The sequence below is a fragment of the Asticcacaulis sp. YBE204 genome (genome assembly GCF_000495855.1).
Lineage (GTDB): Bacteria > Pseudomonadota > Alphaproteobacteria > Caulobacterales > Caulobacteraceae > Asticcacaulis.
In genome coordinates, this window is the sequence record NZ_AWGF01000012.1 from 71,772 (window position 1) to 96,986 (window position 25,215).

A 25,215-nucleotide genomic window follows, 5' to 3' on the forward strand; every position below is an offset into this window, starting at 1 on the left:
TTATTCCGGTGTGAAGCTGAGTTTTTCCGCCTTCACATAGGCTTCCCATTCTTCGCGCGACTTGAAATCGAGCCCCTGATCCCAGGCCGAGCCGATATAGTAGACGAACGGCTTGCCCGGCGTGACGCGGATGAGGATCAGGTTGTTGTCGGCGTCGGCCTTGATATCGACAACGGAGGCCGGATCGACACGGACGGCAGTGCCCAAGCTGCCGTGATCGGGATCGTTCGGCTCCCAGTAGGTGATGATGCCGCGCGCCTTGTCGACGAACAGGCCGCCCTTGCCGGGAACGGTCGCGCCCTTGCCGAGACCGATGCCGACGATCAGTTCATCGGGCTTATCCGACGACAGGGTCGATTGCAGCCGCGTGAAGTTGGTCCCCAGCGGCAGGGTGAAGGTCCGCGATTCCCAGACCTTACGCTCGACACCGACCGGCCACGGATCGTAGGTGACGCTGAACTTCGCCACGTCCGGCCCGTTCTGCAAAATCTTGTAGGTGCGGAAGGTACGCGAGGTCCATAGCTTGTTGTCGAGCCAGATGCCCAACCCGCCGCCGCCGCGCGTCCCCTTGACATTATAGGCATCGGCGCCTTCGCCCTGATCGTTATGATAGGCCTTGGTCGCCAGTTGCCGGTCCATGAACGGCCAGCGGACACGCTTGGACCACACGTCGATACCCGACCCCGACGGCGGTTCGCGCGCTTCCAGCGCCGGGCCGTAGATGCGGTGCGCCACGCGGTCGTTTTCCCACAGGATGTCGTCGAAGCGATCCGGCGCGAACCTGACCGTGGCGCGCGGCTTGCGTTCGGCTTCGGTGGCGGGGACCAGCTTGACCAGACCGCTGCCGATGGTTTTGGCGGCGACCGGCGACACCCACTCCTTATCATCGACCATCGGGTCGTAGGCGTGATCCTTGACGGCCTGACGTTCGGCCTCGCGGCGCTCGAACTGGAATTTCTGCTCGGCCGTGGCGTCGGCGGGCAGGGGTGCGGAGGGCCGCATATCGCTGGCGTGGTAATCGAGCGTCGCCGGTTTCGGCAAGGCGACAGGCAGGGCGGTGACCGGTGCGCCGAGGTTCATCACCTCAAGTCCGGCCAGAATAAACCCGCCGCTGGCATAGAGCGCCGTGCCGTCGCGCTTGGTCGGCACCGGCTGATCGCCGGCGGACTGCACCTGACCCAGTATGCCGTTCGGCAGGACGTAGCGGTTCAGGCCCGCCCAGCCTTTCAGGACGTGCGGAAGATAGGTCTTGCGGTCGAGCAATCCATGATTGATGCCGAAAGCCAGCGCGTAGGTATAGAAGGCCGTTCCCGACGTTTCGGGCTCCGGGAAGGCCTCGGTATCGAGCAGGCTGGCGCGCCACAGACCGTCCGGCTGTTGCAGGGTTATAATCCGCGCCGACATCTCCTGAAACAGCTTCACATAACGCGGACGGGTGGGGAAATCCTCCGGCATGACCTCAAGCACGCGCGCCAGACCGGCCAGCACCCAGCCTTCGCCGCGCGCCCAGAAGATCTTCTTGCCGTTGGGCGAGCGGCGCTCGATGAAGCGCTCGTCGCGGGCATAGAGGTGCTGCTCTTTGTCGTACAACCGCTCATAGGTCCGCCACCACTGGACGTCCATGGCGCGGATATATTTCGGGTCATTGGTGATCGCCGACATGCGCGCCAGTACGGGCGGGGCCATGAACAGCGAGTCGCACCACCACCAGACCAGCTTGTCCGGTTCGGGCGCCTTGCTCAGATAGGGGAGGGTGAAATCGAGCCGCTGCTGAAGCGGCATCAAAGTGCCGGGCGAACCCGTATGCAGATAGACCGCCTGATAGAGGTCGCCAATGGCCTGATCGTCGGCATTGATCAGGTGGACCGGCGCGCCATCGCCCTGAAGGGCATAGTTGAAGCGCCGCGCCGTGCGCAGGCTGTAGTCGCGCACGTCCGGCATGTCGGCTACGGCGTTCAGCTTCATCGCGCCGACGAAGAAGGTCGCCGCAATCCAGTTGGTGCTGACGCCGCCGCGCTGGCCCTGCGGATTAGCCTCGATGGCGGTCATGCGGGCGACTTCGGCCGAGGCCGAGCGCTTGATGACGCGCAGGACGGCCTCACGGTCGGGGATGGCGTCAGGGGCAAAGACGGGGGGCGATTCAGGGACGGGCGTTTGCGCCGCGACGCCGGTGACCAGCAGGCCGGATATCAAAACAGAACTCAGACCATATCTTAGCCAACGCGTCGCACCCATCGGTCTCTCCTCTGACGTAAGGGCGCGATTCAAGGATTCGAAGCTTTCGAAACGCTTTGAATAGACTGATTTATCAGGCCGTTTCCGGCCTCTCGCACCCTGTTGAGCGTGTCCTTGTTGGCACGCCTATATTGATTTTAAGCTATCAGATCAGTCTCACGTGCGTAAGGGAAAAACCCGTCGTCCCGATATTTTATTTCTCGTCTCAATTTTTACCAACCTTGACAGGCGGTCGGCAAGGTTTAGTCTCGCGGCCAAAAGGGAGCCGGTCATGCAGACCATCGCCAATATCGTGATTGCCTTTGTGGCGCTCCAGCACATCGGTTTTCTGATCCTCGAAATGTTCCTGTGGCGCAAGCCGTTCGGGCGGCGCGTCTTCGGTCTGAGCGAGAGTTTTGCCGCCGAGTCGGCGAAGCTGGCTGCCAATCAGGGGCTGTATAACGGCTTTCTGGCAGCGGGCCTGATCTGGGGGCTGCTCGATCCGTTCTATGGGCTCTACATCAAGGTCTTCTTCCTGTCCTGTGTTGTTATCGCAGGGCTGTATGGCGGCTTTATGGTCAAGCGCTCGATCCTGTACGTGCAGGCTCTCCCGGCTTTTGCCGCGCTTATTCTGGTGCATTTTCAATGAGCTATCAGGATATTTTCTACACCAGCGCCGACAAGGCGTTGACGCTCTATGCCCGCGACTACAATCCGTCCGGCGGCGATCCGGTGCTATGTCTGCACGGACTGACGCGCAACAGCGCCGATTTCGAGTGGCTGGCCGAACATCTGAAGGAGGGGCATCGCGTCATCGTCGCCGATCAACGCGGGCGCGGGCGGTCGGCATGGGACAGCGAGAAAGCACGCTACAATTTACTCGTCTACGCGCAGGATATGGTGACGCTGCTCGATCATCTGAACATCCCGCGGGTGACGATTATCGGTACCTCGATGGGCGGACTGATCGCCCTGCTGATGGCCGGTTGGGTGCCGCATCGCATCAAGGCCATCGTCCTCAACGATGTCGGGCCGAAACTGTCGCCGGAAGGCCTGGCGCGCATCCGCGGTTACGTCGGTAAGGGTAAACCGATCACGAACTGGGCCGAGGCGGCGGCGGCAACGCAGGCGATTAATGCCGAGGCTTTTCCCGATTACGGTCCGGATGACTGGATGGCCTTTGCAAAGCGCACGTTCGTCGAGACGGATGGTGTACCGGTCCCGGCCTACGATCCGGCGATTGCCGAAGGCATGGCCCCCGGTTCGGAAGCCGTCGCGCCGCCGGAACTGTGGGAGTTGTGGGCAAAGTTGTCAGCTATTCCGATACTGACTGTTCGCGGCGGACGTTCGGACCTGCTGTCGGCGGAGACCCTGCAACGCATGGCAGATGCGCATCCAAATTTCACATCGGTGACGATCGCCAATTGCGGTCACGCCCCAATGCTGGACGAACCCGAAGCCGTCGCAGCGATCGGTAACTTTCTTAAAAACTCCGATTGACCGAAAGCCACACCGTGCGCGGACGCAGTGGCGTCGTCTGGGCGGCCGTATCCAGCGCGAAAGGATTGCCGTAGGCGAAGCTGTTGCTCTTGTTGGCCAGGGCGTTGGTTACACGCAGGGCAACGCTGTAACCTTTGAATGCCAGCGTCGAACCGAGATCGAGATTGGTGTAGCCACGCATCTGAACCGGCGCGGTGACGCCGTAATTGAGCGGTGAGGCGCTGCGGTGATAGAGGGTCGCCGTGTAGTCCACAGGATGTCCGAACAGCGATTGCGCCCATTGCGCCGTCAGGCTGGTGCTGGATTTCGATATATAGGGCATACCGCCCAGTGCGATACGCGGATAGAGCGGGTTCACGCTGGTGAGCTTGGGATCGTTGAACTGTCCCCTGAATTGCAGATTCAGATCGGGAAGGACACGCCAGCCGGCTTCGACCTCAAGACCGATATTTTCGCCGTCCCCCAGATTGAGTGTCATCGGCAGGCCTGTGGCACGCAACTGATCGCTCTGGATGTCGTGCCAGTCGATGCGGAACACGGCGACGTCCAGACGCACGCGACCGGCGGGGGTCTTGTACTTGATCCCCGCCTCAAGGCTTTGCAGCTTGTCGCCGGAATAGACGGTCGGCACGGCGGTATTGGTCAGGGTCGTGGTGTTGAACCCGCCGGTGCGGAAACCGTCGGACGACAGGCCGTAGATCAGCAGACGGTCGTGCGCCTGATAGCTGAGCATCAGTTCGTGCGAGACGGGTGAGGCCGAAATATCGCCCGTAATCGCCCCGCTGGGGCGGTAGTCGACCAGCCGCACACTGCTGATCCGGCTGTCGGTGCGGTGACGCGAGCGCTGGGCGCGCAGGCCCGCCGACATCGACCATTTCGGCGCGAAATCCCAGGTCAGCTTGCCGAATATGGCGGCGTCATCGACGATATCCTCGCGCACCTCGTCATAGAGCGTGACGTTGGTATAGACGTCGATCAGGTGCGGCGTGAAGGTTTCGTCGCTTCGCGCGGCGAACGCCCCGACCAGCCAGCGCAGGGGGCGGTCGGGCGGTGAGACATAGCTGGCCTCGATATTGGTCAGGCGGATGGTCTGGTCTTCGTCGTAATAGAGAATGCCCGAATTGGCGACCGCGACGTAGCGACCGACCGGTTGGGCGTCATAGCCGGAGTGAATCTTGTGGCGCAGGCGGTTGACCGACAGCCGCCATGTGCCGTTCGGCTGTTCCTTTGTCAGGCTCAGGGCCAGGTTCTGGAAGATATTGTCGTGGGGTTCGGCCAGAGACAGGGCGCGGCGGTAAGGGCCGCGACGTCCGACCACATACTGGCTATTGGACGAACGCAGATCCTGCAAGGTCGCCGCCGCATCGAGCGTCAGGTCGGGCCGGATCTGCCATTTGAGCGCCAGACGGCCCCCCGAACGCTCGGTGTCGTTGGTCGCATTGCGCGTCAGGGCCTCGTCCTTGATGAATCCAGCGGATTTTTCATCGTAAAGGACGGCCCGCACGGCCGCCGTATTGCCCGGCAAGGGGGCATTGAACATGACCGTGCTGCGCCACGATGGTCGGGCGCCGTCCGCCACGCCAGCGGCGAGACCCACCTCGCCTTCAAAGGCAGTCAGGACGGGCTTCTTGGTCACCAGACGCACGACTCCGGACAGGGCGCCCTGACCGTAGAGGTTGCCCTGCGGTCCTTTCAGCACTTCGATGCGCGCCATGTCGACCAGAAGCAAATCGGGATCGGGCGCATTATAGGTGATCGGCGTGTCGTCAAGGTACAGGCCGACGGTCGATTGCGTCCGACCGGTCATGACGCTATCGGAAATACCGCGCAGGAAAATCTTGTCGCGGCCGGGGCCGAGATTGGTGACCGTCATGCCCGATACGTGCGGTGCGATCAGCGACAGGTCGGTGTCGTTGCCGGACAGCAGTGGTGGCGCGACTATGCTGACCCCGGCAGGCGTGCTGAGTTGACGTGACGGATGGCGGACGACAACCATGGTGATGTCGTCATTGCTGGGGGCGGCGACCGCTACGGGGCGCGGTTTAGGTTTGGGTGTCGTTTTTGTGTGGGTCACCAGCCTGTAGGTCAGGCTATCGACGCGCTGAACGTCGCAACCGCTACCGTCGAGCAGCTTTTTCAAAACCTGATGCGCAGTGAATTTGCCAGTGATCGCGCGTGGTTTGGCCGCGCACTTCGCCGGATCGAGGCCACCGATCGAAATGCCGGTCTGCATGACCAGCGCCGTCAGGGCTTGCGGTAAGGGACGGGCGTCGAGCCTTATATCCTGAGGCTTATCCGCAGCAGACGCGTCAGATGCCGTTCCCGCCAGAAGCAGGCCCAGTAGAACTGCGGCGGCTGATATAGAGGGCTTCATGCGTCGTGCGGACTTGGACCGGGAGGAATTCACTTAAACGCCCGGCAACCGCATCCTGCGAATCGAGGGTCATGATGGTGCTCAGCCTCAACTGTCCGGCGGCGTCATCGACGATGATCGGCTTGTCGAAATAGCGATTCAGGTCTTTGACAACGACGGAAAGTGGCTGATCCCTATAGATAGCATGGGCCGTCGTCCACGCAAAGGCCTCCTGAGGGTCCGTCCGTGTAAAGACATTGCGACCTGTGGCTTCCGTGTGTACACCGTAGTCGCCGGGCAACAGACGTTTGGCCGGCGTGGCAGCGGAGGCCAGTTCGACCTCGCCTTCGCGCACAGCGACACGCACCTCGCCATCAAGGCGCGAAACGTTGAATTGGGTGCCGATATCGGTCAGCGTCACCTTGCCGGTTTTGATGACGAACGGATGGGCTTCGTCATGCACGACATTGACGGCGATCTCGCCCTTTTCCAGGGTTACGTGACGCTGACGGTCGGTGAGCTTTACGGAAATCCGCGTATCGGTATTGAGCGTCAGGTGCGTTCCATCGGCCAGCACGACCTCTTCGCGTTCGCCCTTGGGGGTTTCATAGACCGTCGCGGGCGTGAACGCACCGGCATTGACCATCAGTACGGCGGCCATGAGCGTCGCGACGCCGCCGCCGAACGCGGCCATATAGGCGGGTTTCAGAGGGGGGCGCTGAAATCCATATACGGGCCGGGCCGAAGGCACCGGTTCGGCGGCGGGCTCGGTCGAGACATCCGGGGAGGAATCGAGGCCCGACCAAAGCAAAGCAACGCGCCGATAGGCGTCGGCATGGCGCGGGGAGCGGTCCATCCAGTCACACAGGGCAAGAATATCGGTTTCGCTGATCGCGCCCGATTGCGACCGGATCACCCAGTCCGCGGCCTCGCTGTCGATGTCTATGTCGTCAAACGACATGGGAACCTGCCTCTCTGAACCATTGACACCGCTGCCGACGGTTACCCGTAAAACTATTTTCTGATTGAAAATCAGTGCCGACTTCGATTGAGCGCCAGCAGGTGTTTTAGCGCGCCGCTGAGATGTTTCTCCACCGAACTGATCGAAATGTCCAGCCGTCGGGCGACTTCGGTCTGACTGAGGCCGTCGATCTTGTGCAGGCGAAAGATGTCCTGCGTGCGTGACGGCAGGGACTCGATCGCCTTCATCACGGCGCGCAACTCCTGTCGCGCGGCGACGACAGACTCCGCATCCGGGCTGGCATCCGCACCGGTGCCGTCGATACCTGAGCCTTCAAGGGCGTTTTGCGGATTGAGATCGTACCACGCCGTATCGCGCGCCCTATGGCTGGAGGCCGCGCGGATACGATTAAGGTAGAGATTGTTGGCCATGCGAAACAGGAAGGCCAGAGGCTCCTGTATCTCACCGTCGAGGCGCGCACCGGATACCTTGATATAGAGGTCCTGAAGGACGTCTTCTGCCGACGCTTCATCGCCGCACAACCGCGTCAAAAACCGCAGCAGCACGTCGCGCTTGGCGAAATAGGTATCCGTCAGCAGGCGGTTCTCAGGCATCACGCTCCCTCTGACGCGAATCTATAGCGGCGTTTTTCGTTGGCTTGCAAGGGCTTAGAGCGCATTCCGAAAAGTGTGCAGCGGTTTTCGGAATCAAATGCGCGGCGCTAAAAAGCGCAAGGCGTGCAATTTGGAAACGTGCGCGTGAAAAAAATATAGAAAATTTATGATTCCGGTGAGGGTGGCCGCGATCGGCGGTGTCATCGCAATAGGAGGCTCCTCCGGAAGGCGGATCGTCAGCTCTGCGGGGAGCGGTCGAAAACGTCGGAGCCTCCAGCCCATTTCCAAAACTTAGTACCGCTTATCGGGAATTGAGTGCGATGCGTCTTCTGAATATCATGCTGACCAAGGCCAGGGGTGGTGACGGGTTGATGGCCCAGCACTACCACGAAGCCCTGACTGCCGAAGGATTTGACGTCCTCAGCGTTGGCGCGCCGGGCGGCATGCTGTCGGACATGACCGCCGGACGCGGTTTCAAGCCACTGCACACGCGCTTTATCCATGATCCGATCGCCGCCATGCAGCTTGCGGGCTATACCTCGGATTTCAAGCCCGATCTGGTTATCGCTCACGGCAACCGCGCCGGTCGCCTGTGCATGATGCCGTTTATCGGCACGCGCCGCCGTACGGTTCAGGTTTTGCACACCCCTTCGTTCAAGCCGCATCTGAAAGACGTCTCCGCCGCCCTGTGCGTCAGCGACAAGGTGCGCGAAGGCGCTCAGGCGAAGTTCCCCGAACTTCGCGTGTTCGATGTTGCCAATTTCTCGCACCTGCGCGCCCTGCCGGTCAAGAATGCGACCAACGCCTGTCCGGTCATCGGCGCGATGGGCCGTCTGCACGCCATCAAGGGCTTCGACGTCCTGCTCAAGGCCGCCGCGCAACTGCGTGCCACGGGCCAGCGCTTCGTGCTGAAAATCGCCGGCGAAGGCCCGGAACTGCCTGCCTTGAAAGCCTTGGCGTTCAGCCTGAACCTCGATGATTGTGTCGAATTCTGCGGGTGGGCCGACCCGATGTCGTTCCTTGCCGGTGTCGATCTGTTCGTCGTCCCTTCGCGTCAGGAATCGTTCGGTCTGGTCGTGATCGAGGCTATGGCGGCGGGTGTGCCGGTCGTGGCGTCGGACACCGAAGGTCCGCGCGAAGTGCTCAAGGCCGGTCAGTTCGGCCATCTGTTCGCCAATGAAGACGCATCGGCTCTGGCCGCGGCCGTCGGTTCGGTTTTCGCCAACTGGACGTCGTGGCAGTCTCAGGCCCGCGTCGCGCAAAGCTATGCCATCGACGCCTTCGGCTTCGACGCCGGTCGCCGCCGCCTGCGCCAGACCATCGAAGCGCTGGCTTAGGCTTGACATTGGCTTCAACGCCCCGCAATTCCTAGGAAACTGAATAGGAGCGGCGCGTGATCGATCTGTGGCATGTCGGCTTTATTGACCGGTCCATCGAAGACGTCGCGACCCACGCCCCGAAGTCCGATGAGATCGCATGGCTGCCGCTCATGGGGTCGTTTCGCTTTATCGCCGACCCGTTCGGCATGCGCCGCGACGGCGTGCTGACGATCTTCGCCGAGGCCTACGACTATCGCGTCAAGCGCGGCGAAATCCATTATTATCAGTATGATGCGGAGCGAAACCTGGTCGCTCAGGGCGAGGCTCTGGTGACGCCGTTTCACCTGTCCTATCCCTATCTGATCGAGGACGGCGGCGAACTCTACATGCTGCCCGAAGCGCATAAGAGCGGCGTTTTGACGCTCTATCGCTGTACGCGGTTTCCGGATCGCTGGGAGCCGGTCAAGGTTCTGCTCGATATCCCGGCCATCGACGCCACGGTCGTCAAGCACGACGGCCAGTGGTGGATGTTCTATGCTCTGCCGGGTGCAGACGGCAAGGCGATGCGTGAGCTTTACATCGCCTATGCCGACGACCTGATGGGGCCGTGGACGCCACACGCAGCCAATCCGGTGCGCACGGGCTTTGAGACCTCACGCCCCGGCGGCGATCCGTTCGTCAAGGACGGCGCATTGCACCTGCCGATGCAGGACTGCGTCGGCACCTATGGCGCGGCGATCAACCTGCTGCGCATCGACACCCTGACCCCGGAGGCTTTCGCCGCGACCGAGGTCGGGCGATTGACGGCGGACGGCTTGTTGGAAGGCTATGCCGACGGGTTCCACACCCTGTCGGGACGAGACGGCGTGACTTTTGTCGACGTCAAACAGATCCATAAATCGGCGGCGGAACCGTTCATCAAACTACAATTTAAACTTCGCAAGGCGTTGGGGATGAACACGCCCAAACTGTAGCATTGAATATTTACCGGCGGTTCCGGAAGCTTGGCATCTGTTCAGCCGGGATATGTCGATGAAACCGCAACGCGCTTTTCTGCCCTTAATATTACTTGCCGCCATGACCGCCTGCGCCGCTATTCCCGGCGGGCCGGTCGGCAACCGTCAGGTGCCGCAACCGGCCAAGCCCGTCGATCTCGCGGCCTATTCCGGCCTGTGGTACGAGGTGGCGCGCTATGAAAATGCCTTCGAGAAGGACTGCGAAGGCGTGCGTGCCGAATATAGCGCTCTGCCGGACGGGCAGATCAAGGTCGTCAATACTTGCCGCAAGGGCTCGATCACGGCGGAAAAGACCACCTCCGAAGGCAAGGCCAAGGTCGTCGAGGGCAGCGGCAATGCCAAGCTGAAAGTGTCGTTTGCCGGACCGTTCTATATCGGTAATTACTGGGTGCTGGACCGCGCCGACGACTATAGCTGGTCGATTGTCGGTGAGCCCTCGGGACGGTATCTGTGGATACTCAGCCGTACCGCCAACCCGTCACAGGAAGTGTGGGTGAAACTGGAAACGCGGGCGGCGGAATTGGGCTACGACCGCAGCCTTATAAGGCCAACAAGACATTAGATGGGGACGGCACTAGCCAGAGTCTGCCAGACGGATTGATCCCAGAAGGTGCGCGCCTGACCGGACGGGGAGGGCAGGACGTAAAGGCGTGTGGTGCCGATGGTTTCCGCCTGAAAACCCAGCGCGATTTTTCCAGTCGGTTTCCCTATGCTGGCGCTGGCCGCCGTCTTGGACGTAAAGGCAAGGATTTCAGGTTGATAGTGTACTATCTTCATGTGCAGGGCTTCGGCATCCCAGGCCTCCGACGGTAGTTCGCTGTCGTTGCCATAGTGGGCCTTGCACAGGTCGGTCAGACCGATGCCGTAATCGAGAAGTCTTGCATAGTCTGTCGGTGCTATCCGCTCCGGCGTCAGATTTATGGCCTGCAAGGTGCGCCAGAAGAAGTTGCCCGGATGCGCATAATAGGCGCGCTTCTCCGCCGAGACGCGGCCCAGCGCCGTGCCGCAGAAAACGATCTTCAAGTCGGGCGCCAAGAGATCGGGTACAAGGTGCGTGTCTGGCAGGATGCCGTATTTCTCTGGCAGGGACATAGGTTCGATATTGGTTGGACGGGTGGGGATTCAAGACGCAAAAAAGCGCGGCAGGAAGACCTACCGCGCTTTTTGTAGTCTGCCCGTCGCTTAGCGCGATTTTAAAATCCGATCTTCCGCGACCTTGGCCAGCTTCGGCGTCAGGCTGTGGATCACCACGATGGCGACCAGATAGGCCGAGGCGGCAACGATGAAGATCGGCTGATACGACTTGAACAGCTCAAGAATGTAGCCGTTATAGGTCGTCATCAGCATGCCCCCGATGGCGCCGGCGGTGCCGCCGATGCCGATGACCGAGGCCACGGCCTGTTTCGGGAACAGGTCCGACGGCAGGGTCATCAGATTGGCCGACCACGCCTGGTGCGAAGCGGCCGCGAGGCCGATGATACCTACGGCGGCCCACAAATTGTCAACGAACTGTGCGGCGATGATCGGGGTCACGAGGAAGGCGCAGACCAGCATGGTCGATTTGCGCGCGGCATTGGCCGACCGTCCAGCTTTCATCTGAGCGGAGGACGCCCAGCCGCCGAAAATCGAACCGAAATCGGCGAGGATATAGACGGCGACCAGCGGCGGGCCGAAGGATTTCAGATCGAGGCCGTAGGCCTTGCCCAGAAAGTCCGGCAGCCAGAACAGGTACAGCCACCAGATCGGGTCGGTCAGGAACTTGCCCAGCGCATAGGCCCAGGTTTCCTTGAAGGTCAAAAGCTTGAACCACGAAATCTTTTCTGCCGGGGCGGTGCTGACGGCGTCGTCGCTGGAGCGGATATAGGCCAGTTCTTCCGCATTGACCTTGGGGTGCTCCGCCGGGCGGCGGTACATGATCAGCCAGGCGATCAGCCAGACGGCGGTCACGATGCCGATAGAGATAAAGGCGGCGCGCCAGCCCCAGGCCAATGTGATGGCAGGCACCAGCAACGGCGTGATGATCGGGCCCATAGCGGTGCCGGCGTTGAAGATACCGACGGCCTGAGCGCGTTCCTTTTGCGGGAACCATTCGGAGACGGCTTTCAGCGACGACGGGAAGCTGCCCGATTCACCGAAACCCAGCACCGAGCGGGCGATGGCGAATTGCGTCACCGAGTGGATCAAGCCGTGGCCGATCGAGGCGATGGTCCAGATGGTGAAAGCTACGGCGTAACCGATGCGTACACCGACCTTGTCGATCACGCGGCCGAAGGTCAGGAAGCCCACGGCGTAGAAGCACTGGAACCAGAAGACGATCTGGGCGTATTCGATTTCGGTCCATTGCAGATCGGCCTGAAGCGTGCTCTTCAGAATGCCGATCATCTGGCGGTCGATATAGTTGATCCCGATGGCGATGAACAACAGGGCGCAGATCACCCATCTGTACTTGCTCATCCGGGGGCTGACGGTCCCGTCGAAGGCGGGTGCGTTCATAACGCGGTCTCCCTTTTGGTTGTTCCCATTGTATCGTGTGCATGCCCGCCTGAGGCGGATCGTCTTTTTATGCGGCACCGATTAGCCTGACTGACACCGGTTTCGCGTTTTGTAATGGCGGCTTTTACAACCTTTGGCAAGCCGCTGGCTTCACTTTGCGGCTTTTGCCCGGTAATAGTCGGCCAGAACTCCGAAGGCCTGTTTGCGTACGCCGGTTTCAGAAACGAGACCCTTGCGGTTCCAGCCTTTCTGATAGACGGGGTGTTCGCGGCGTGGGGTCTGGAAATCCTTGAGAATCCACGGCGACAGGCCGGCGAGGAACGGCACGGTATCGGCATTGGCCAGAGTCGCGCGGTAGAAATCGGCCTGGAATTCTTCGGAATATTTGCGCCGGTCGTCCGGATGATACCCCGCCAGAGCGTCGGCACCGAATTCCGAGAAGATCAGCGGCTTTTCCACCGGGGCTTTCCAGCGCTGCGGCGGCACGTCCTCAAGCCGATCGTTACCGTACCACGCCGTATAGGTATTGGCCGACATGATATCGAGTTTCGCGACCAGCGGATCGTCGATGGTGGCTTCCAGCACGCCGTCGACCTTTTTCTTGTGCACCAGAAGCGCTGCCGAAATCAGGCGCGACGGGTCCATCGCGCGCGCATCGTCGGCCAGAGTCCCCATAAAATGGTTGCGCGCCGGGGTCGAAGGCGTCTCGTTGCCGACGCTCCAGATGACGACCGCGGCACGGTTGCGGTCGCGCAGGACGTTTTCGGCCATCATCCGGCGGGCCACCTCGAAGGCCTTGGCGTCGCCGAAGCCGACCGACCAATAGACGGGGATTTCACTCCACACCATAAGCCCCATTTCGTCGCACAGGCGCGTGGTGACTTCCGAATGCGGATAGTGCGACAGGCGGACGAAATTGCCGTTCAGGCCCGTCTTCACTTCGGTGAGTAAAGCGCGCGCGGTGTCTTTGGTGATGCGGCGGGCCGGAGTGGCGCCGAATTCTTCCTCGTGCAGGCAGATACCACGCAGGAAGATCGGCTGCCCGTTGAGCAGGACCTGTGTACCCTTAACCGCGATGGTGCGGAAACCTATGCGGTCGGTGAGGCTGTCGTCGCCTGTCGTCAGTGTTACCTCGTAAAGCGTTGGTGCGTCCGGTGCCCACAGTTTCAAGCCTTTGGGCGCCTTGAGGTCGAAACGGGCTTCACCGGACGCGTCGGTCGTGGCCGTGGACGTGAGTTTCAGGGCCGCGATGCTGAGGCTGACCGGTTTACCGCCGGCATCGGGACCATTGAGCCTGACCGTAGCGACGATGCGGCCGGCCTCGGTATAGCGGACGTAGGAATCGTCGATATAGGTCGCGGGTGTGCGGATCAGACGGATCGGGCGCGTCACCCCGCCATAGATGTCCCAGTCAGTGACCTTGGGCGGCACGGTGTGCTCGCCGTGGGTGGAATCGACGCCCAGCGTGATCTGGTTTTCACCTCCGCGCAGAAACTTGGTCACCTCGAACGTAAAGGGCGTGAAGCCGCCTTCGTGGGTACCGACTTTTTGTCCGTTGACATAGACTTCGGTCAGGTAGTTGACCGCCTCGAAGCGCAGAAAGGCACGCTGACCGTTGAGCGGCTTGGAATCGAATGTCCGTTGAAACCAGATCAGACCGTCATAATAGCGCAGTTCCGGTTCTGCGGCGTTCCACGCACCGGGCAACGTCATGCGCGGCCCGCGATCCATGTCGTATTCGAAGAAGGTATATTTGTCCTTGGCTTCTTCGACGGCGACATTGACGTCGCGAAAGCGTTGGGCGCGCGGCGCGGCGGCCCAGCCGAGGATATCGGTCTTGCCGGTCTGATAGAGATCTTTGGAATAGGCCCACGATCCGGATAGGTCGAGTCCTTCGCGATTGATGGCGCCGGTCATCAGAATATCGGGACGCAACGATGCCGCAGGTGACACCGCGAGTAGCGCGGTTTCCTGAGCCTTTGCCGTACTGCCAAGGCCGAGCAGCGCCGCAAAGGCCGTGCCGAGGCGCAGCGCTGTGCGCCGGGAGGTTATGGTCATCGCTTTATCCCTGCATTTTATAATTATGGCGGAGCGTTTGTACGCTCCGCCACCGGCAGCTTATCCCTGAGAGCGGGCGATGCCAAGTTCGAGACCGCGCAGTTCGGCTAGGCCGCGCAGACGGCCGATGGCCGAATAGCCGGGATTGGTCGTCTTGTTGAGGTCGTCGAGCATCTGATGGCCGTGGTCCGGGCGCATCGGGATACGCTTCTTGTAGGTCACCGACACTTCGCGCAACGCGCTGACGACTTCGAACATGTCGATCGAGCCGTCGAGGTGCGCCGATTCGAAGAAGTCGCCATTGTCTTCACGGCGCGTATTGCGCAGGTGCGTGAAGTGGATGCGCTCGCCGAAGCGTTTGATCATGGCGACCAGATCGTTGTCCGGGCGGATGCTGAACGAACCGGCGCAGAAGCACAGACCGTTCGAGACATTCGGCACGCGCTCGAACAGGTCGGCCATATCGGCTTCGGTCGAGACGACGCGCGGCAGGCCGAACATGGTGTAGGGCGGGTCGTCGGGGTGGATGACCATCTTGATGCCCAGTTCGTCGGCGACCGGGCAGATTTCGCTCAGGAAATGTACCAGATGGTCTTTCAAACGCGCGTGGTCGATGCCGTCATAGCCCTGAATGGCCTTGAGGAAATCGGCAGCGGTGAAGCTTTCTTCCGAGCCCGGCAGGCCCTTGATGATATTGCGCTCCAGCAGATTTTTCGCGGCATCGTCCATGCCCTCGAAGCGCGTTTTGGCGGCGGCGAGGATGTCGGCGCTGTAGTCGGCCTCGGCACCGGGGCGCTTGAGCATATAGATGTCGAAGGCGGCGACGGCATCCAACTCGAATTTCAAGGCTTTTGCGCCATCGGGCATGGCGAAACTGAGGTTCGTCCGCGTCCAGTCGAGCAGCGGCATGAAGTTGTAGGTCACCACATAAACACCGCAGGCCGCCAGATTGCGCAGAGACGTCTTGTAGTTTTCGATACAGGTTTCAAAGCCTTGTGCCTGAGTCTTGATGCGCTCGTCGATGGGCAGGCTTTCGACCACGCTCCAGGTCATGCCGGCGTTCTCGATCTCGGTCTTGCGGATCAGGATTTCCTCGACCGTCCATACTTCGCCGTTCGGAATATGGTGCAGGGCCGAAACCACGCCTTCGCAGCCCGCCTGACGGATGTCGCGGAGGCTGACCGGGTCCTTGGGCCCGAACCAGCGCATGGTCTGTTCCATAAGATAGGGAAGGGTAGTCACGAGGCCTGATCCTTTCGGTCGATAGGTGTCGCGGCGTCGTCTTCGACGTCAGCCGCGGTCATGAGGAAGTTTTTGACGTTTTCGATGTGCGACCACATGGCGACATAGGACGCCTCAGGGTCGCGGCGGGTGAGGGCCGACACGATAGCCTCGTGATCCTGCACCCAGCGCTGACGGTAGGTCGTGTCCTTGATGCGGCCATGCAGCGAGCGCCACATCGGATTATTGTCGCGGCGATGCCACAGCTGGGCGACCAGCGCCGTCAGTTCCGAATTTTGCGCCGCGCGGGCAATGGCCATGTGGAATCGGATATCCATGCTTTCCTTGGCTTCGCCCCAGGCCGCGGTGCGGTGATCGTCGCAGGCTTCGCGGATAGCGGCCAGATCGGCTTCGGTGGCGTTGAGCGCCGCCAGTCGCGCCATCTGGCTTTCAAGCCATTGGCGGGCCTGAAGCAGTTCGAACGGACCAGCGGGCGGGCGCATCTCGACCGTATTGTCTTCGGTGGCGGATTCATAGGCGCGGCGGGTGACGTAGATGCCGGAGCCCTGGCGGATTTCGACGAGCCCCTTGACCTCCAGCATGACCAGAGCGTCGCGGATGACCGTGCGTCCGACATTATAGGCCTCGGCCAGTTCGCGTTCCGGTGGCAAGCGGCCGCCCAGACTGAATTCACGGGCGCGGATGCGCTCGGAAAGGCTTTCACCGATCACCTGATAGAATCGACGGTCGCGATCTTCCGTAGCCATGCAGCGTCCTTAATGAGGTTGGCCGCATTATAAAGAACGCACTTAAATATATCAACCAATTTTGGACGGTTGGAAAGATTGGTCGATCAATGCCTCACAGGGTCACAATAGCCTTGAGGACGCTGCCCTGATCATCGATCAATCCGCCAATGCGCGCGGGCAGATCCAGCATGGGGAAGGCATGGGTCATCAGGACGCCGGTGGGAATCGCACCGGAACGGATCGAATCGATGACGTGGCGGAAATCCTGAGCCGTGGCGTTACGGCTGCCTATCAGTTGCATTTCGCGTTTGTGAAACTCCGGATCGGCGAAACTCAGCGTGTCCTTGACGACGCTGACCAGCACGTAGCGTCCACCGTGGGCCACGTAGGCAAAGCCTTTCTCGATGGCCTTGCCATTGCCGGTGCAGTCGAACACGATATCGAAATAGTCACCATCGGTACGGTGTTTGAGATAGTCGTCCAGTCCTTCATCGACAACCACCGTATGCGCGATGCCGACCTTTTCGCGGGCATAGTCCAGACGCGAGGCGCTGGTGTCGATCAGGGTGACCTCGGCCCCGGCCATGGCGGCGAATAGCGCGACGCCGACGCCGATGGGACCGGCCCCGACAATCAGTGACCGGTCGCCCGAACCCGTGTCGCCGCGCCGCACGGCGTGGGCACCGATCGACAGGAATTCGACCATCGCCGCCTGATCCGGCGTCAGACCGTCGACCGGGATGACGGCGGCTTCGGGGACGCAGACGAACTCCGTCATACCGCCGTCGATATGGACGCCCAATACCTTGATATTAACGCAGCAGTTCGGTTTCGCCTTGCGGCAGGCGATGCACGTGCCGCACGGCAGGTAAGGGTTGATGGTGACGCGCTGCCCGGTCTTCAGCGGCGAATCAGGATCGCTCTCGGCGACGCTGCCTGACAGTTCGTGGCCCATGACGCGCGGATAGGCGAGGAAAGGCTGGTTGCCTGCGAAGATATGATAGTCGGTGCCGCACAAGCCGATGCGATCGATGCGGATCAGGACTTCGCCCGTCTGACGCACGGGCGCCGGTTTCTCGACAATCCCTAATGCATAAGGTTTTTCACAAATAATCGCCTTCACGACGCACCTCTATATTTTTTATATTTGGTTATTAATGCCGCATAAGAAAATGAGCAAGCACTAATGTCGCGGACGGTGAAACGAACCAAACTTGCATTCCGCGTCAGAGGGTTTAGGAATTTGTCACATGGCCAGATCTCCCCGCGACGACGCGCAATCCAAACCCCAGAGCACCTATTCCGCGCCCGCGCTGGAGAAGGGATTCAACGTTATCGAGCTGCTGGCGACGGCACCGGACGGCCTGACCCTGTCGGAAATCGCCGCGCGGATGGGTTTCAACTCGATGAGCGAGATTTTCCGCATCATCATCGTCATGGAGCGCCGCGGTTGGCTGGCCAAGAATCCCGATACGGATCGTTATGCCGTGACGCACAAGGTGCTGGAGACGGTGTTCCGGGCCTTGCCGACGCATGAACTGTCGCTGGTGGCCGCGCCACTGATGCTGGAGCTGGCGCAGGCCATTCAGCAATCGTGTCACGTGGTGGTGCTGAACGGGGCAAAGGGTCTGATCATCATGCGGCAGGAAAGTCCCGGGCCAACGGCGTTCGTGGTCAAGCGCGGAGTGACCATCGATGCCGTTCGCACCTGTTCGGGGCATGTGCTGATGGCGTTTTGCGAGCCGTCCATCGCCGCGCAGGTTTTAGCGCAGAACCCGGTCCTGCCGGAAGAGGAAACCGCGCGCATCGAAAAGGTGCGCGCGCAGGGCTATGAAATGATGCCCAGCATCCGCACGCGCGGCGTGACCGATATGGCCTGCCCGATCATCGGGTTCGACGGCTATGCGGTGGGCACCCTGACCGTGCCGTTTCTGGAGTTGATCGACGGCACCGAGCAGGTGACACGCAAGGCGGCGCTGGAACTCGTCAAAAGCTATGCCAAGCGCATTTCGCAAGGACTGGGAGCACCCTCGTTATAAAAAAACGGGCCTTTCCTGAGAAAGGCCCGGGGGTGAGTTTGGTGTAAAGGGGGATCAGGCGGGCTCTTTGACGGCCACGGCGTGGTCGTGCTGTTCGAGAAACTGCACGATACGGCGGCGGCAATCCTGAAAATGCGCATCTTTAAGAAGTTCCTTGCGGTCGCGCGGGCGAGGCGACCTAACCTCGACGATATCGCCGATGCGCGCCTTGGGGCCATTGGTCATCATCACCACGCGGTCGGCCAGCAGCACGGCTTCGTCCACATCGTGGGTGATCATCAGAACCGTCGCCTTGATGCGGTCGTGCAGTTCCATCACCGTGTCCTGCAAATGGCCGCGCGTCAGGGCGTCGAGCGCGCCGAACGGCTCGTCCAGCAGCAGCACCTTGGGCTCCATGCTTAGCGCGCGGGCGATGCCGACGCGTTGTTTCATGCCGCCGGAGATTTCGCCGGGGCGCTTGTCCTTGGCGTGGGTCATCTTGACGAGTTCCAGATTGCGCATGGTGCGGTCGTGAAGCTGGCTGAGGTTTTCCTTGGCTCCGTAAAGCTTGGCGACGGCGAGGCGGACGTTCTCATAGACCGTCATCCACGGCAGCAAGGAGTGATTCTGGAAGACCACCGCGCGTTCCGGACCGGGGCCGGTGATTTCCTTGTTTTCAAGGATCGCCGCGCCCAGCGTCACCGGCACGAGACCGGCGACGACGTTGAGCAGGGTCGACTTGCCGCAGCCGGAATGGCCGATGATCGACAGGAACTCGCCCTTGTTGATGGTGAGGCTGACATTGTCGAGCACCTGCGAGATGACGCCGTCGCGTTCGAAATCGACATAGATGTTTTCGAGGGAAAGAATGGGTTTGGACATTTTGTTTCTCCCCCTCTCCCCATTGGGGAGAGGGTTGGGGTGAGGGGGCAACTGTCGGAGGGAGCAGACCCCCTCATCCGGCTTCGCTAGGCTCAGCCACCTTCTCCCCGAGGGGCGAAGGGAAAGTAAGGATCAATCCGCCGCGGTGCCGCGCGACACATACTGACCGAGCAAGGCGACGAGACGGTCGAGGACAAAGCCGACCATACCGACCCAGAGCAGGGCCACGATGATGTCCGACATGCGCGACGAATTGTACTGATCCCAGATGAAGAAGCCGATGCCGACACCGCCCAGCAGCATCTCGGACGCCACGATAGCCAGCCAGCTCATGCCCACCCCGATGCGCAGGCCGGTGAAGATGTGCGGCGTGGCGGCGGGCAGCATGATCTTGAAGAAATATTCCGCCGGAGTCAGACGCAAGACTTTGGCCACATTGACGTAATCCTGAGGGATGTTGCGCACGCCGACCATGGTGTTGATGACGATGGGCCAAATCGAGGTGATGAAGATGACGAACAGAGCCGAGGGTTGGGCTTCGCGCAACGCCGCCAGCGAGATCGGCAGCCAGGCCAGCGGTGGCACGGTGCGCAGAACCTGAATGATCGGGTCGGTGCCCTTGCGCGCCCATTCGACCGTGCCGAGGAACGAACCCAGCAGCACGCCGCAAACAGCGGCCAAACCGAAGCCGATCCCAACGCGCGACAGAGACGTCAAGACGTGCCAGAACAGGCCCTTATCCACCCCGCCGCGGTCGTAGAACGGATTGAAGATCAGCTCCTGCGCTTCCAGCAGCACCATAGACGGCGAGGGCAGGCCGCCGGGAAAGGCCTGACCGAGGCCTTCCCATACGGCGAGCAGAACGCCGATGGTCAGCAGCGGCATCAGAATATTCCCAGCCTTGTCGGCGATCTTTCGGCGTTTGGAAGCCGCGATCTGTTTCGCCTGCGCGGCGGCCAGCAGCTTTTCGGCCTGCGTGGCGACCGGGTCGGTCGCGGGTTCTGAAATGGGTGCGGCGGTCATTTTTTGAACTTCGAATGGCATTGGGGAGAGGCCTTAACGAATAGCCCCCTCTCCCCATTCTTTAGCTTTGAGGGGGGGGGGAGAGGGTTGGGGTGAGGGGGTTTGGACGTCGCAAAGACCCCCTCACCCGGCCTTTCAGGCCACCCTCTCCCCAAGGGGCGAGGGGAAATTAAACCAGTTTCTTGATCGGCTGGCTGTTGAGGTATGCACCGGGATTGGTCCAGTCGAAGGTCTTGCCGTCGAAGAACTTTTCCACGCCGCGCGTATCCCCGGGGGCGGCGATGCCGTACTGCTTGGCCACTTCGCGCCACAGGTCGGAGCGGTTGACCTTGTTGACCAGCGCCTTGGTGTCGACATCGTTATCGATGATGCCCCAGCGCTTGTTCTCGGTGACGAACCAGGTGTCGTGCGACTTGAACGGGAAGTTGGCGTTGTCGGCCCAGAACTTCATCACGTTCGGGGTCGAGGCGACATTGCGCCCGTCGCCATAATTGATCTTGCCCTGAAGGCGCGGCAGGATGTCGTTGATCGGCACGTTGATATATTGACGACCGGCGGTGATGGCGCACATGGCGGGACGGTTCTTGTCGCACCATTGGGCGGCTTCCATCACGGCGGCGATCAGGGCCTTGGCGGCGTTCGGGTACTTGTCGACCCAATCGGCGCGCATCCCCAGCGCCTTTTCCGGGTGATTCATCCAGATTTCCGAGGTCGTGGCGGCGGTGTAGCCGATCTTCTGGTTGACCAGCTGACCGTTCCACGGCTCGCCGACGCAGAAGGCGTCCTGCGTCCCGGCCTTCATGTTGGCGACCATTTGCGGCGGCGGGATGACGATGGTCGAGACGTCGGTGTCGGGGTTGATCCCGGCGGCGGCCAGCCAGTAGCGGACCCACAGGTCGTGCGTGCCGCCACGATAGGTCATGGCGACCTTGGCCATATTGCCCGCGGCCTTGAGCTGCGCAAACTTGGCCTTGGCACCCGCAGCATTGAGGCCGACCTGCACGTTTTTCAGGTCGTTGCCGACGCTGATCGCCTGACCGTTGGTGTTGAGGCGAGCGAGGATATACATGGGGGTCTTTTTCGCCCCGACGCCGAGCGAGAACTGATACGGCATGGGGCTGAGGATGTGCGCGCCGTCGATGCCGCCGCCTTGCGAGCCCAGCACGATATTGTCGCGCGTCGCGCCCCACGAGGCCTGTTTCAGGACCTCGACATTGGGCAGGCCATACTTGGCGAACAGGCCCTTTTCCTTGGCGATGATCAGCGGCGAGGAGTCGGTCAGGGCGATAAAGCCCAGCTTGGCGCCGGAGACTTCCGGACCCTTGCCAGCGGCATGAGCGCCGGAGGGCAGGGCCAGCTTGGCGGCGGCCAGCGTTGCGGCGGTGGCGGCAATCGCCTGGCGGCGGGTAAGATCGGTCATGTCGATTGATCCTTAGAGCTTGTATTCAAAACCGACCCACACCTTGGTGCGGGAGGCGGGCATGGCGGTGTTGGCGCGCTCGAAGTCGGCGTATTTCAGCAGCAGCGAGACGTTCTTGGTCAGGCCGGCGGCGAACTGCGCGTCGAATTCGGTACCGATCGACTGGCTGAGGCGCTCGGTTTCCAGATCGTGATAGACCAGCGTCAGGGTCGGGTTCTTGATCAGCGGAAAGGACGGATGGGTGTAGCCCGCCACCGTCAGGCCGTAGCTGAGGTTCTTGAAGCCGTTGGCGTGGGTCTTGTTGCCGGAAAAGGCCAGAGCGTCGGACCAGCCGTTGAAGGCGTGGGTGGTGGCCAGCGGCGTGATGAAGCCGCGCGTACCGTTGCCCTCGAAGACTTCGTAGCCGACCTTGAACGTGAACATGTCCCAGGTCAGGGCGGCGTCGGCATTATAGGCGGCGAGGTCGAAATCGGCGGTGTTGTAGCCGTAATCGGTCTGCTTGGCGTAGTAGCCGCTATAGGCCAGTTTTACCGATGACAGCCAGGTCTGGCCCGTGGCACGCAGGCCCAGCGTATTGGTTGAATTGGCCGGGGCGTTCTCGAAATCCAGCGCGTAATCGAAGGCCTGAAGCTTCAGGGCCTCGCTGATCGGCAGGGTCACATTGAGCAGGTGGCTGTCGGAATCCCAGTCGGCGGTTTCGCCCAGCACGCGGTTGACCTGAAACAGATAGGCGTAGGAAACGGCGAACTTGCCGAGCGTGGTGTCGATCTTCAGCGCGTCGAAGGTCTGTTCGTCCTGACGCCAGCCGACATTGCCGATAAAGCGGGCGTCATCAAGGATGATGCGCTGACGGCCCGCCGTGACGGTCGTGAAGCTCGACGGTGTCCATACGACCTGAAGACGGTTCAGTTCGGTCACGGTCGGGTCATTGACCGCCGGATATTGCGTCTTGCCGTTGGTGGTCGAGTTGTAGTCGTCGTCCAGCGCGCGGGTATCCTCGAATTCAACGAGGAATTTCAGGTTCTTGAAGTCCGACGACTGAAACCCGATGCGGCTGCGCAGGGTCAGGGCGTGGCCTTCTTTCAATCCGGCCTGATCGACGCCTTCGTAGCGCAGGCGGGATTCGAGGATCGGTTTCCCGGCGGCCAGGGCTTCGGAAAAAGTGTCCTCGGCCAGAGCCGGGGCGACATTAAGGGCCAAAAATGCGGCACTGCACAAAAATTTGGACGCACGTGTCCGACGTAGCCAAGAAGGTGCCACGGTCATATCCCCTGAATGAAAAGCAAAAAAAAACGCCCCAGTGCCAAACCGCCGGAAACCCGGTGCGGTAAAGACTGAGACGTCATTGTCCTGTTGTGTAGGTTCTTGCCCCCAATGGCCCGAACCCGGATCAGCCATCATTGGCTGACCATAACAGCGTCATATAAGTTTTATGATCCGTCAACTGCTTTTCTTCGCAGTTGCGTAAATTTTTTATAGGGCACGCGGAATGACGTAATTATGTCACAGGCCTACGAGGCCATCAGGTGGATGGCCGTGTTGATCAGTTCGACCGGCTTGAACGGCTTCTGAATCTCGGCATCGGCCCCGGCGGCGACGGCGGCAGAGGTTGCGCGATCCGAGCTGACGCGCGAGGCTAAACCCGCCGACATGGCCAGAATGCGCACATTGTCCCAGGTCGATTTGATGACGCGAATGCCTTGCAGACCACCCATGCCCGGCATGAAGACATCGGTGACGATCAGGTCGACGTGGGCGATGTCGGTATTGTCGAGCGCCTCTTCCATCGAATGGGCGATCGACACGCGGTAGCCGTTATCGGTCAGGATCTGCGCGGTAAGGGTCGCGACCGTATGGCTGTCGTCGATGACGAGGGCGTGCTTGCGGCGTCGGCCTTCGGCGGCGTCGGCCTGGGCCGACTCGACGATAGAACGCAGTTGCGGACGCGAAAACGGCTTGCGCAGGACGAAATCGACCTTGGAATTGCGCGCCAGTTTCAGCGTCTCGTCGATCGATTCCTTGCGGCTGCCGGCGGTCATGACCGCAATCGTCGCATCGAGCGCGCGTTCGCGGATCTGGGTCAGGTGCTCAAGGCTGTTTTCTTCGCCCAGAAACACATCGACGAAGATCAGGTTGGGGCGCTGATGCATCAGGACTTCGTGACATTCGGCCAGCGAGCGGGCGACGACAAAATCCCAGTCCTCGTCCTGAAGCATACGCCCCACGATATTCGCCTGAGTCATGCTGTCTTCGATGATCAACGCCAAACCTTCAGCCACGCCGTACCCGCTTTCTTGCTGGTGGCTTCCGAACCCCTTTCGGAAGCGATCGCTGTGACTGATACACTGTTATCCTTAATTATTGGTGAGGTATGCGGATTACTTTCCCAAAACGCCCTGATCCAGTACGCCCTGCGCAGTAAGAAAGGTTTTGACCGCCGCATTGATCTTCGTCTTTTCCTCCGGCACGAACTTGCCGTGGACACCGCCCTGAACGCTGTACATGTCGGTGGCGACGCCCGCTTTTTTGAGTGCGTCGAGCAGCAGGGTCGATTGCGTATAGGCGACCGTCGGGTCATCCGTGCCGTGAACGATGAACACCGGCGGCAAGTCCTTGCGGATATAGCTGATCGGCGACATCTGTTTGGCTAGGGCGGCGGGGTCTTTGACCGGACCGATCCAGTTGACCAGCGACGCCCACGGCTTTTCGGCGGTGACGCCGGGGACCAGATCGGTCGGGCCGTAATAGTCGAGGATAGCGGCGACCTTCGGCAAGGGGCCGCATTTCGGGTCCGCGATGTCGGTATTACCCGGCAGCATACCTGCCATCAGGGCCAGATGCCCGCCGGCCGAGGTGCCGTAGGCGACGACGCGCGAGGCATCGAGATTGTACTGTTTGGCATTGGCCCTGACCCAAGACAGGGCGCACAGGGCGTCGGTCACGGCGGCGGGCGCGGTCGCCTGCGCGGTCATGCGGTAGTCGACGCTGACGACGCTAAAGCCCATCTTGATGAACGAGCCGAAGCTGGAGGCCGCCTTGGGGCGTTCGCCGCGCGCCCACGCCCCGCCGTGGAAATAGACCAGCACAGGTGCCGGTTTGGCCGCCGTGGCGTTCGGATTGACGAAGACATCGACCATCTGATCGTGCGTATAGACGATGTTTTGATAGGCCGTGGCGATGGGGGTCTTGTCAGTCGTCTCCGCGTCCTGCGCGGCGGCGGGCAAGGCAAACAGGGCGAGGCAGAAGATCAGTTTTTTCATATCGCGTCCTTTGTCGGATAAAAAGCCCGCAGGAGACCCTTGAGTTAAAGAGGGGAAATGGCCAAGGGGGATCGCGCCGTCTACTAAGGTACGGCCGCGGTCTGCGGGGGCAGG

22 protein-coding genes are annotated in these 25,215 nt (G+C 61.0%); 6 read left to right on the forward strand and 16 right to left on the reverse strand.

Annotated features, from left to right (window positions below):
- Entirely contained in the window at window positions 1–2,235 is a 2,235-nt protein-coding gene (locus AEYBE204_RS34250; protein ID WP_023463131.1) for a glycoside hydrolase family 88 protein, read from the reverse strand.
- A gap of 271 nt (window positions 2,236–2,506) precedes the next feature.
- On the opposite strand from AEYBE204_RS34250, the gene AEYBE204_RS34255 reads away from it, so the two are divergent.
- Entirely contained in the window at window positions 2,507–2,863 is a 357-nt protein-coding gene (locus AEYBE204_RS34255; protein WP_023463132.1) for a DUF1304 domain-containing protein, read from the forward strand.
- The gene (locus AEYBE204_RS34260) at window positions 2,860–3,714 is read left to right on the forward strand and encodes an alpha/beta fold hydrolase (RefSeq protein WP_023463133.1); all 855 of its coding nucleotides are present in this window, start codon (window positions 2,860–2,862) and stop codon (window positions 3,712–3,714) included. The genes AEYBE204_RS34255 and AEYBE204_RS34260 overlap by 4 nt, the downstream gene beginning before the upstream one ends.
- Here AEYBE204_RS34260 and AEYBE204_RS34265 read toward each other — a convergent pair.
- The 3 genes from AEYBE204_RS34265 to AEYBE204_RS34275 all read right to left on the reverse strand — a co-directional run bounded on the left by AEYBE204_RS34265 (window position 3,698) and on the right by AEYBE204_RS34275 (window position 7,642).
- Window positions 3,698–6,088: a TonB-dependent receptor gene (locus tag AEYBE204_RS34265; RefSeq protein ID WP_081724720.1), complete on the reverse strand. Its 2,391-nt coding sequence runs from the start codon at window positions 6,086–6,088 to the stop codon at window positions 3,698–3,700. The two genes, AEYBE204_RS34260 and AEYBE204_RS34265, sit on opposite strands and share 17 nt — an antisense overlap.
- Window positions 6,024–7,028, reverse strand: a complete 1,005-nt coding sequence (locus AEYBE204_RS34270) for a FecR domain-containing protein (RefSeq protein ID WP_023463135.1) — start codon at window positions 7,026–7,028, stop codon at window positions 6,024–6,026. The genes AEYBE204_RS34265 and AEYBE204_RS34270 overlap by 65 nt, the downstream gene beginning before the upstream one ends.
- Before the next feature lie 71 nt (window positions 7,029–7,099).
- Window positions 7,100–7,642 carry an RNA polymerase sigma factor gene (locus tag AEYBE204_RS34275; RefSeq protein ID WP_023463136.1) on the reverse strand — a complete coding sequence of 181 codons (543 nt, stop codon included), beginning with the start codon at window positions 7,640–7,642 and terminating at the stop codon, window positions 7,100–7,102.
- A gap of 320 nt (window positions 7,643–7,962) precedes the next feature.
- Between AEYBE204_RS34275 and AEYBE204_RS39635 the strand changes: the two genes are divergently transcribed.
- From AEYBE204_RS39635 to AEYBE204_RS34285, 3 genes are read left to right on the forward strand one after another with little or no spacing between them, the layout of a single operon-like run.
- Window positions 7,963–8,979, forward strand: a complete 1,017-nt coding sequence (locus AEYBE204_RS39635; protein WP_023463137.1) for a glycosyltransferase — start codon at window positions 7,963–7,965, stop codon at window positions 8,977–8,979.
- A gap of 56 nt (window positions 8,980–9,035) precedes the next feature.
- On the forward strand, window positions 9,036–9,935 hold the full coding sequence (locus tag AEYBE204_RS34280; RefSeq protein WP_023463138.1) for a hypothetical protein: 900 nt from the start codon (window positions 9,036–9,038) through the stop codon (window positions 9,933–9,935).
- 58 nt (window positions 9,936–9,993) lie between these two features.
- Window positions 9,994–10,539, forward strand: coding sequence for a lipocalin family protein (locus AEYBE204_RS34285; RefSeq protein WP_035442191.1), 546 nt, complete (start codon window positions 9,994–9,996; stop codon window positions 10,537–10,539).
- Here the strand turns inward: AEYBE204_RS34285 and AEYBE204_RS34290 are convergent.
- The 6 genes from AEYBE204_RS34290 to AEYBE204_RS34315 all read right to left on the reverse strand — a co-directional run bounded on the left by AEYBE204_RS34290 (window position 10,536) and on the right by AEYBE204_RS34315 (window position 17,561).
- A complete protein-coding gene (locus tag AEYBE204_RS34290; RefSeq protein ID WP_031231098.1) occupies window positions 10,536–11,069 on the reverse strand; it encodes a mismatch-specific DNA-glycosylase in 534 nt (177 codons plus the stop codon). The genes AEYBE204_RS34285 and AEYBE204_RS34290 overlap by 4 nt on opposite strands.
- 90 nt (window positions 11,070–11,159) lie before the next feature.
- Window positions 11,160–12,470 carry an MFS transporter gene (locus AEYBE204_RS34295; RefSeq protein ID WP_023463141.1) on the reverse strand — a complete coding sequence of 437 codons (1,311 nt, stop codon included), beginning with the start codon at window positions 12,468–12,470 and terminating at the stop codon, window positions 11,160–11,162.
- Between the two features lie 150 nt (window positions 12,471–12,620).
- Window positions 12,621–14,528, reverse strand: coding sequence for a glycoside hydrolase family 2 protein (locus tag AEYBE204_RS34300; protein WP_023463142.1), 1,908 nt, complete (start codon window positions 14,526–14,528; stop codon window positions 12,621–12,623).
- A gap of 60 nt (window positions 14,529–14,588) precedes the next feature.
- Window positions 14,589–15,770 (reverse strand): mannonate dehydratase, encoded by a 1,182-nt coding sequence (uxuA, locus tag AEYBE204_RS34305; protein WP_200862191.1) that lies wholly within the window; start codon window positions 15,768–15,770, stop codon window positions 14,589–14,591.
- Window positions 15,767–16,516: an FCD domain-containing protein gene (locus AEYBE204_RS34310; RefSeq protein WP_023463144.1), complete on the reverse strand. Its 750-nt coding sequence runs from the start codon at window positions 16,514–16,516 to the stop codon at window positions 15,767–15,769. Before AEYBE204_RS34310 ends, uxuA begins: the two co-directional genes overlap by 4 nt.
- Before the next feature lie 94 nt (window positions 16,517–16,610).
- Window positions 16,611–17,561, reverse strand: a complete 951-nt coding sequence (locus tag AEYBE204_RS34315) for a zinc-binding alcohol dehydrogenase family protein (protein WP_235068226.1) — start codon at window positions 17,559–17,561, stop codon at window positions 16,611–16,613.
- Between the two features lie 187 nt (window positions 17,562–17,748).
- On the opposite strand from AEYBE204_RS34315, the gene AEYBE204_RS34320 reads away from it, so the two are divergent.
- On the forward strand, window positions 17,749–18,537 hold the full coding sequence (locus AEYBE204_RS34320) for an IclR family transcriptional regulator (RefSeq protein WP_023463146.1): 789 nt from the start codon (window positions 17,749–17,751) through the stop codon (window positions 18,535–18,537).
- Window positions 18,538–18,591: 54 nt separating this feature from the next.
- On the opposite strand, the gene AEYBE204_RS34325 is transcribed toward AEYBE204_RS34320, so the two are convergent.
- The 6 genes from AEYBE204_RS34325 to AEYBE204_RS34350 all read right to left on the reverse strand — a co-directional run bounded on the left by AEYBE204_RS34325 (window position 18,592) and on the right by AEYBE204_RS34350 (window position 25,101).
- Window positions 18,592–19,398: an ABC transporter ATP-binding protein gene (locus tag AEYBE204_RS34325; RefSeq protein WP_023463147.1), complete on the reverse strand. Its 807-nt coding sequence runs from the start codon at window positions 19,396–19,398 to the stop codon at window positions 18,592–18,594.
- 132 nt (window positions 19,399–19,530) lie between these two features.
- Window positions 19,531–20,442: a nitrate ABC transporter permease gene (gene ntrB, locus AEYBE204_RS34330; RefSeq protein ID WP_023463148.1), complete on the reverse strand. Its 912-nt coding sequence runs from the start codon at window positions 20,440–20,442 to the stop codon at window positions 19,531–19,533.
- Window positions 20,443–20,590: 148 nt separating this feature from the next.
- The gene (locus AEYBE204_RS34335) at window positions 20,591–21,841 is read right to left on the reverse strand and encodes a CmpA/NrtA family ABC transporter substrate-binding protein (RefSeq protein WP_023463149.1); all 1,251 of its coding nucleotides are present in this window, start codon (window positions 21,839–21,841) and stop codon (window positions 20,591–20,593) included.
- 12 nt (window positions 21,842–21,853) lie between these two features.
- Window positions 21,854–23,041, reverse strand: coding sequence for an alginate export family protein (locus AEYBE204_RS34340; protein ID WP_023463150.1), 1,188 nt, complete (start codon window positions 23,039–23,041; stop codon window positions 21,854–21,856).
- A gap of 311 nt (window positions 23,042–23,352) precedes the next feature.
- A complete protein-coding gene (locus AEYBE204_RS34345) occupies window positions 23,353–24,120 on the reverse strand; it encodes a response regulator (RefSeq protein WP_023463151.1) in 768 nt (255 codons plus the stop codon).
- Between the two features lie 99 nt (window positions 24,121–24,219).
- Window positions 24,220–25,101 (reverse strand): alpha/beta hydrolase, encoded by an 882-nt coding sequence (locus tag AEYBE204_RS34350; protein WP_023463152.1) that lies wholly within the window; start codon window positions 25,099–25,101, stop codon window positions 24,220–24,222.
- Between the last annotated feature and the right edge of the window lie 114 nt (window positions 25,102–25,215).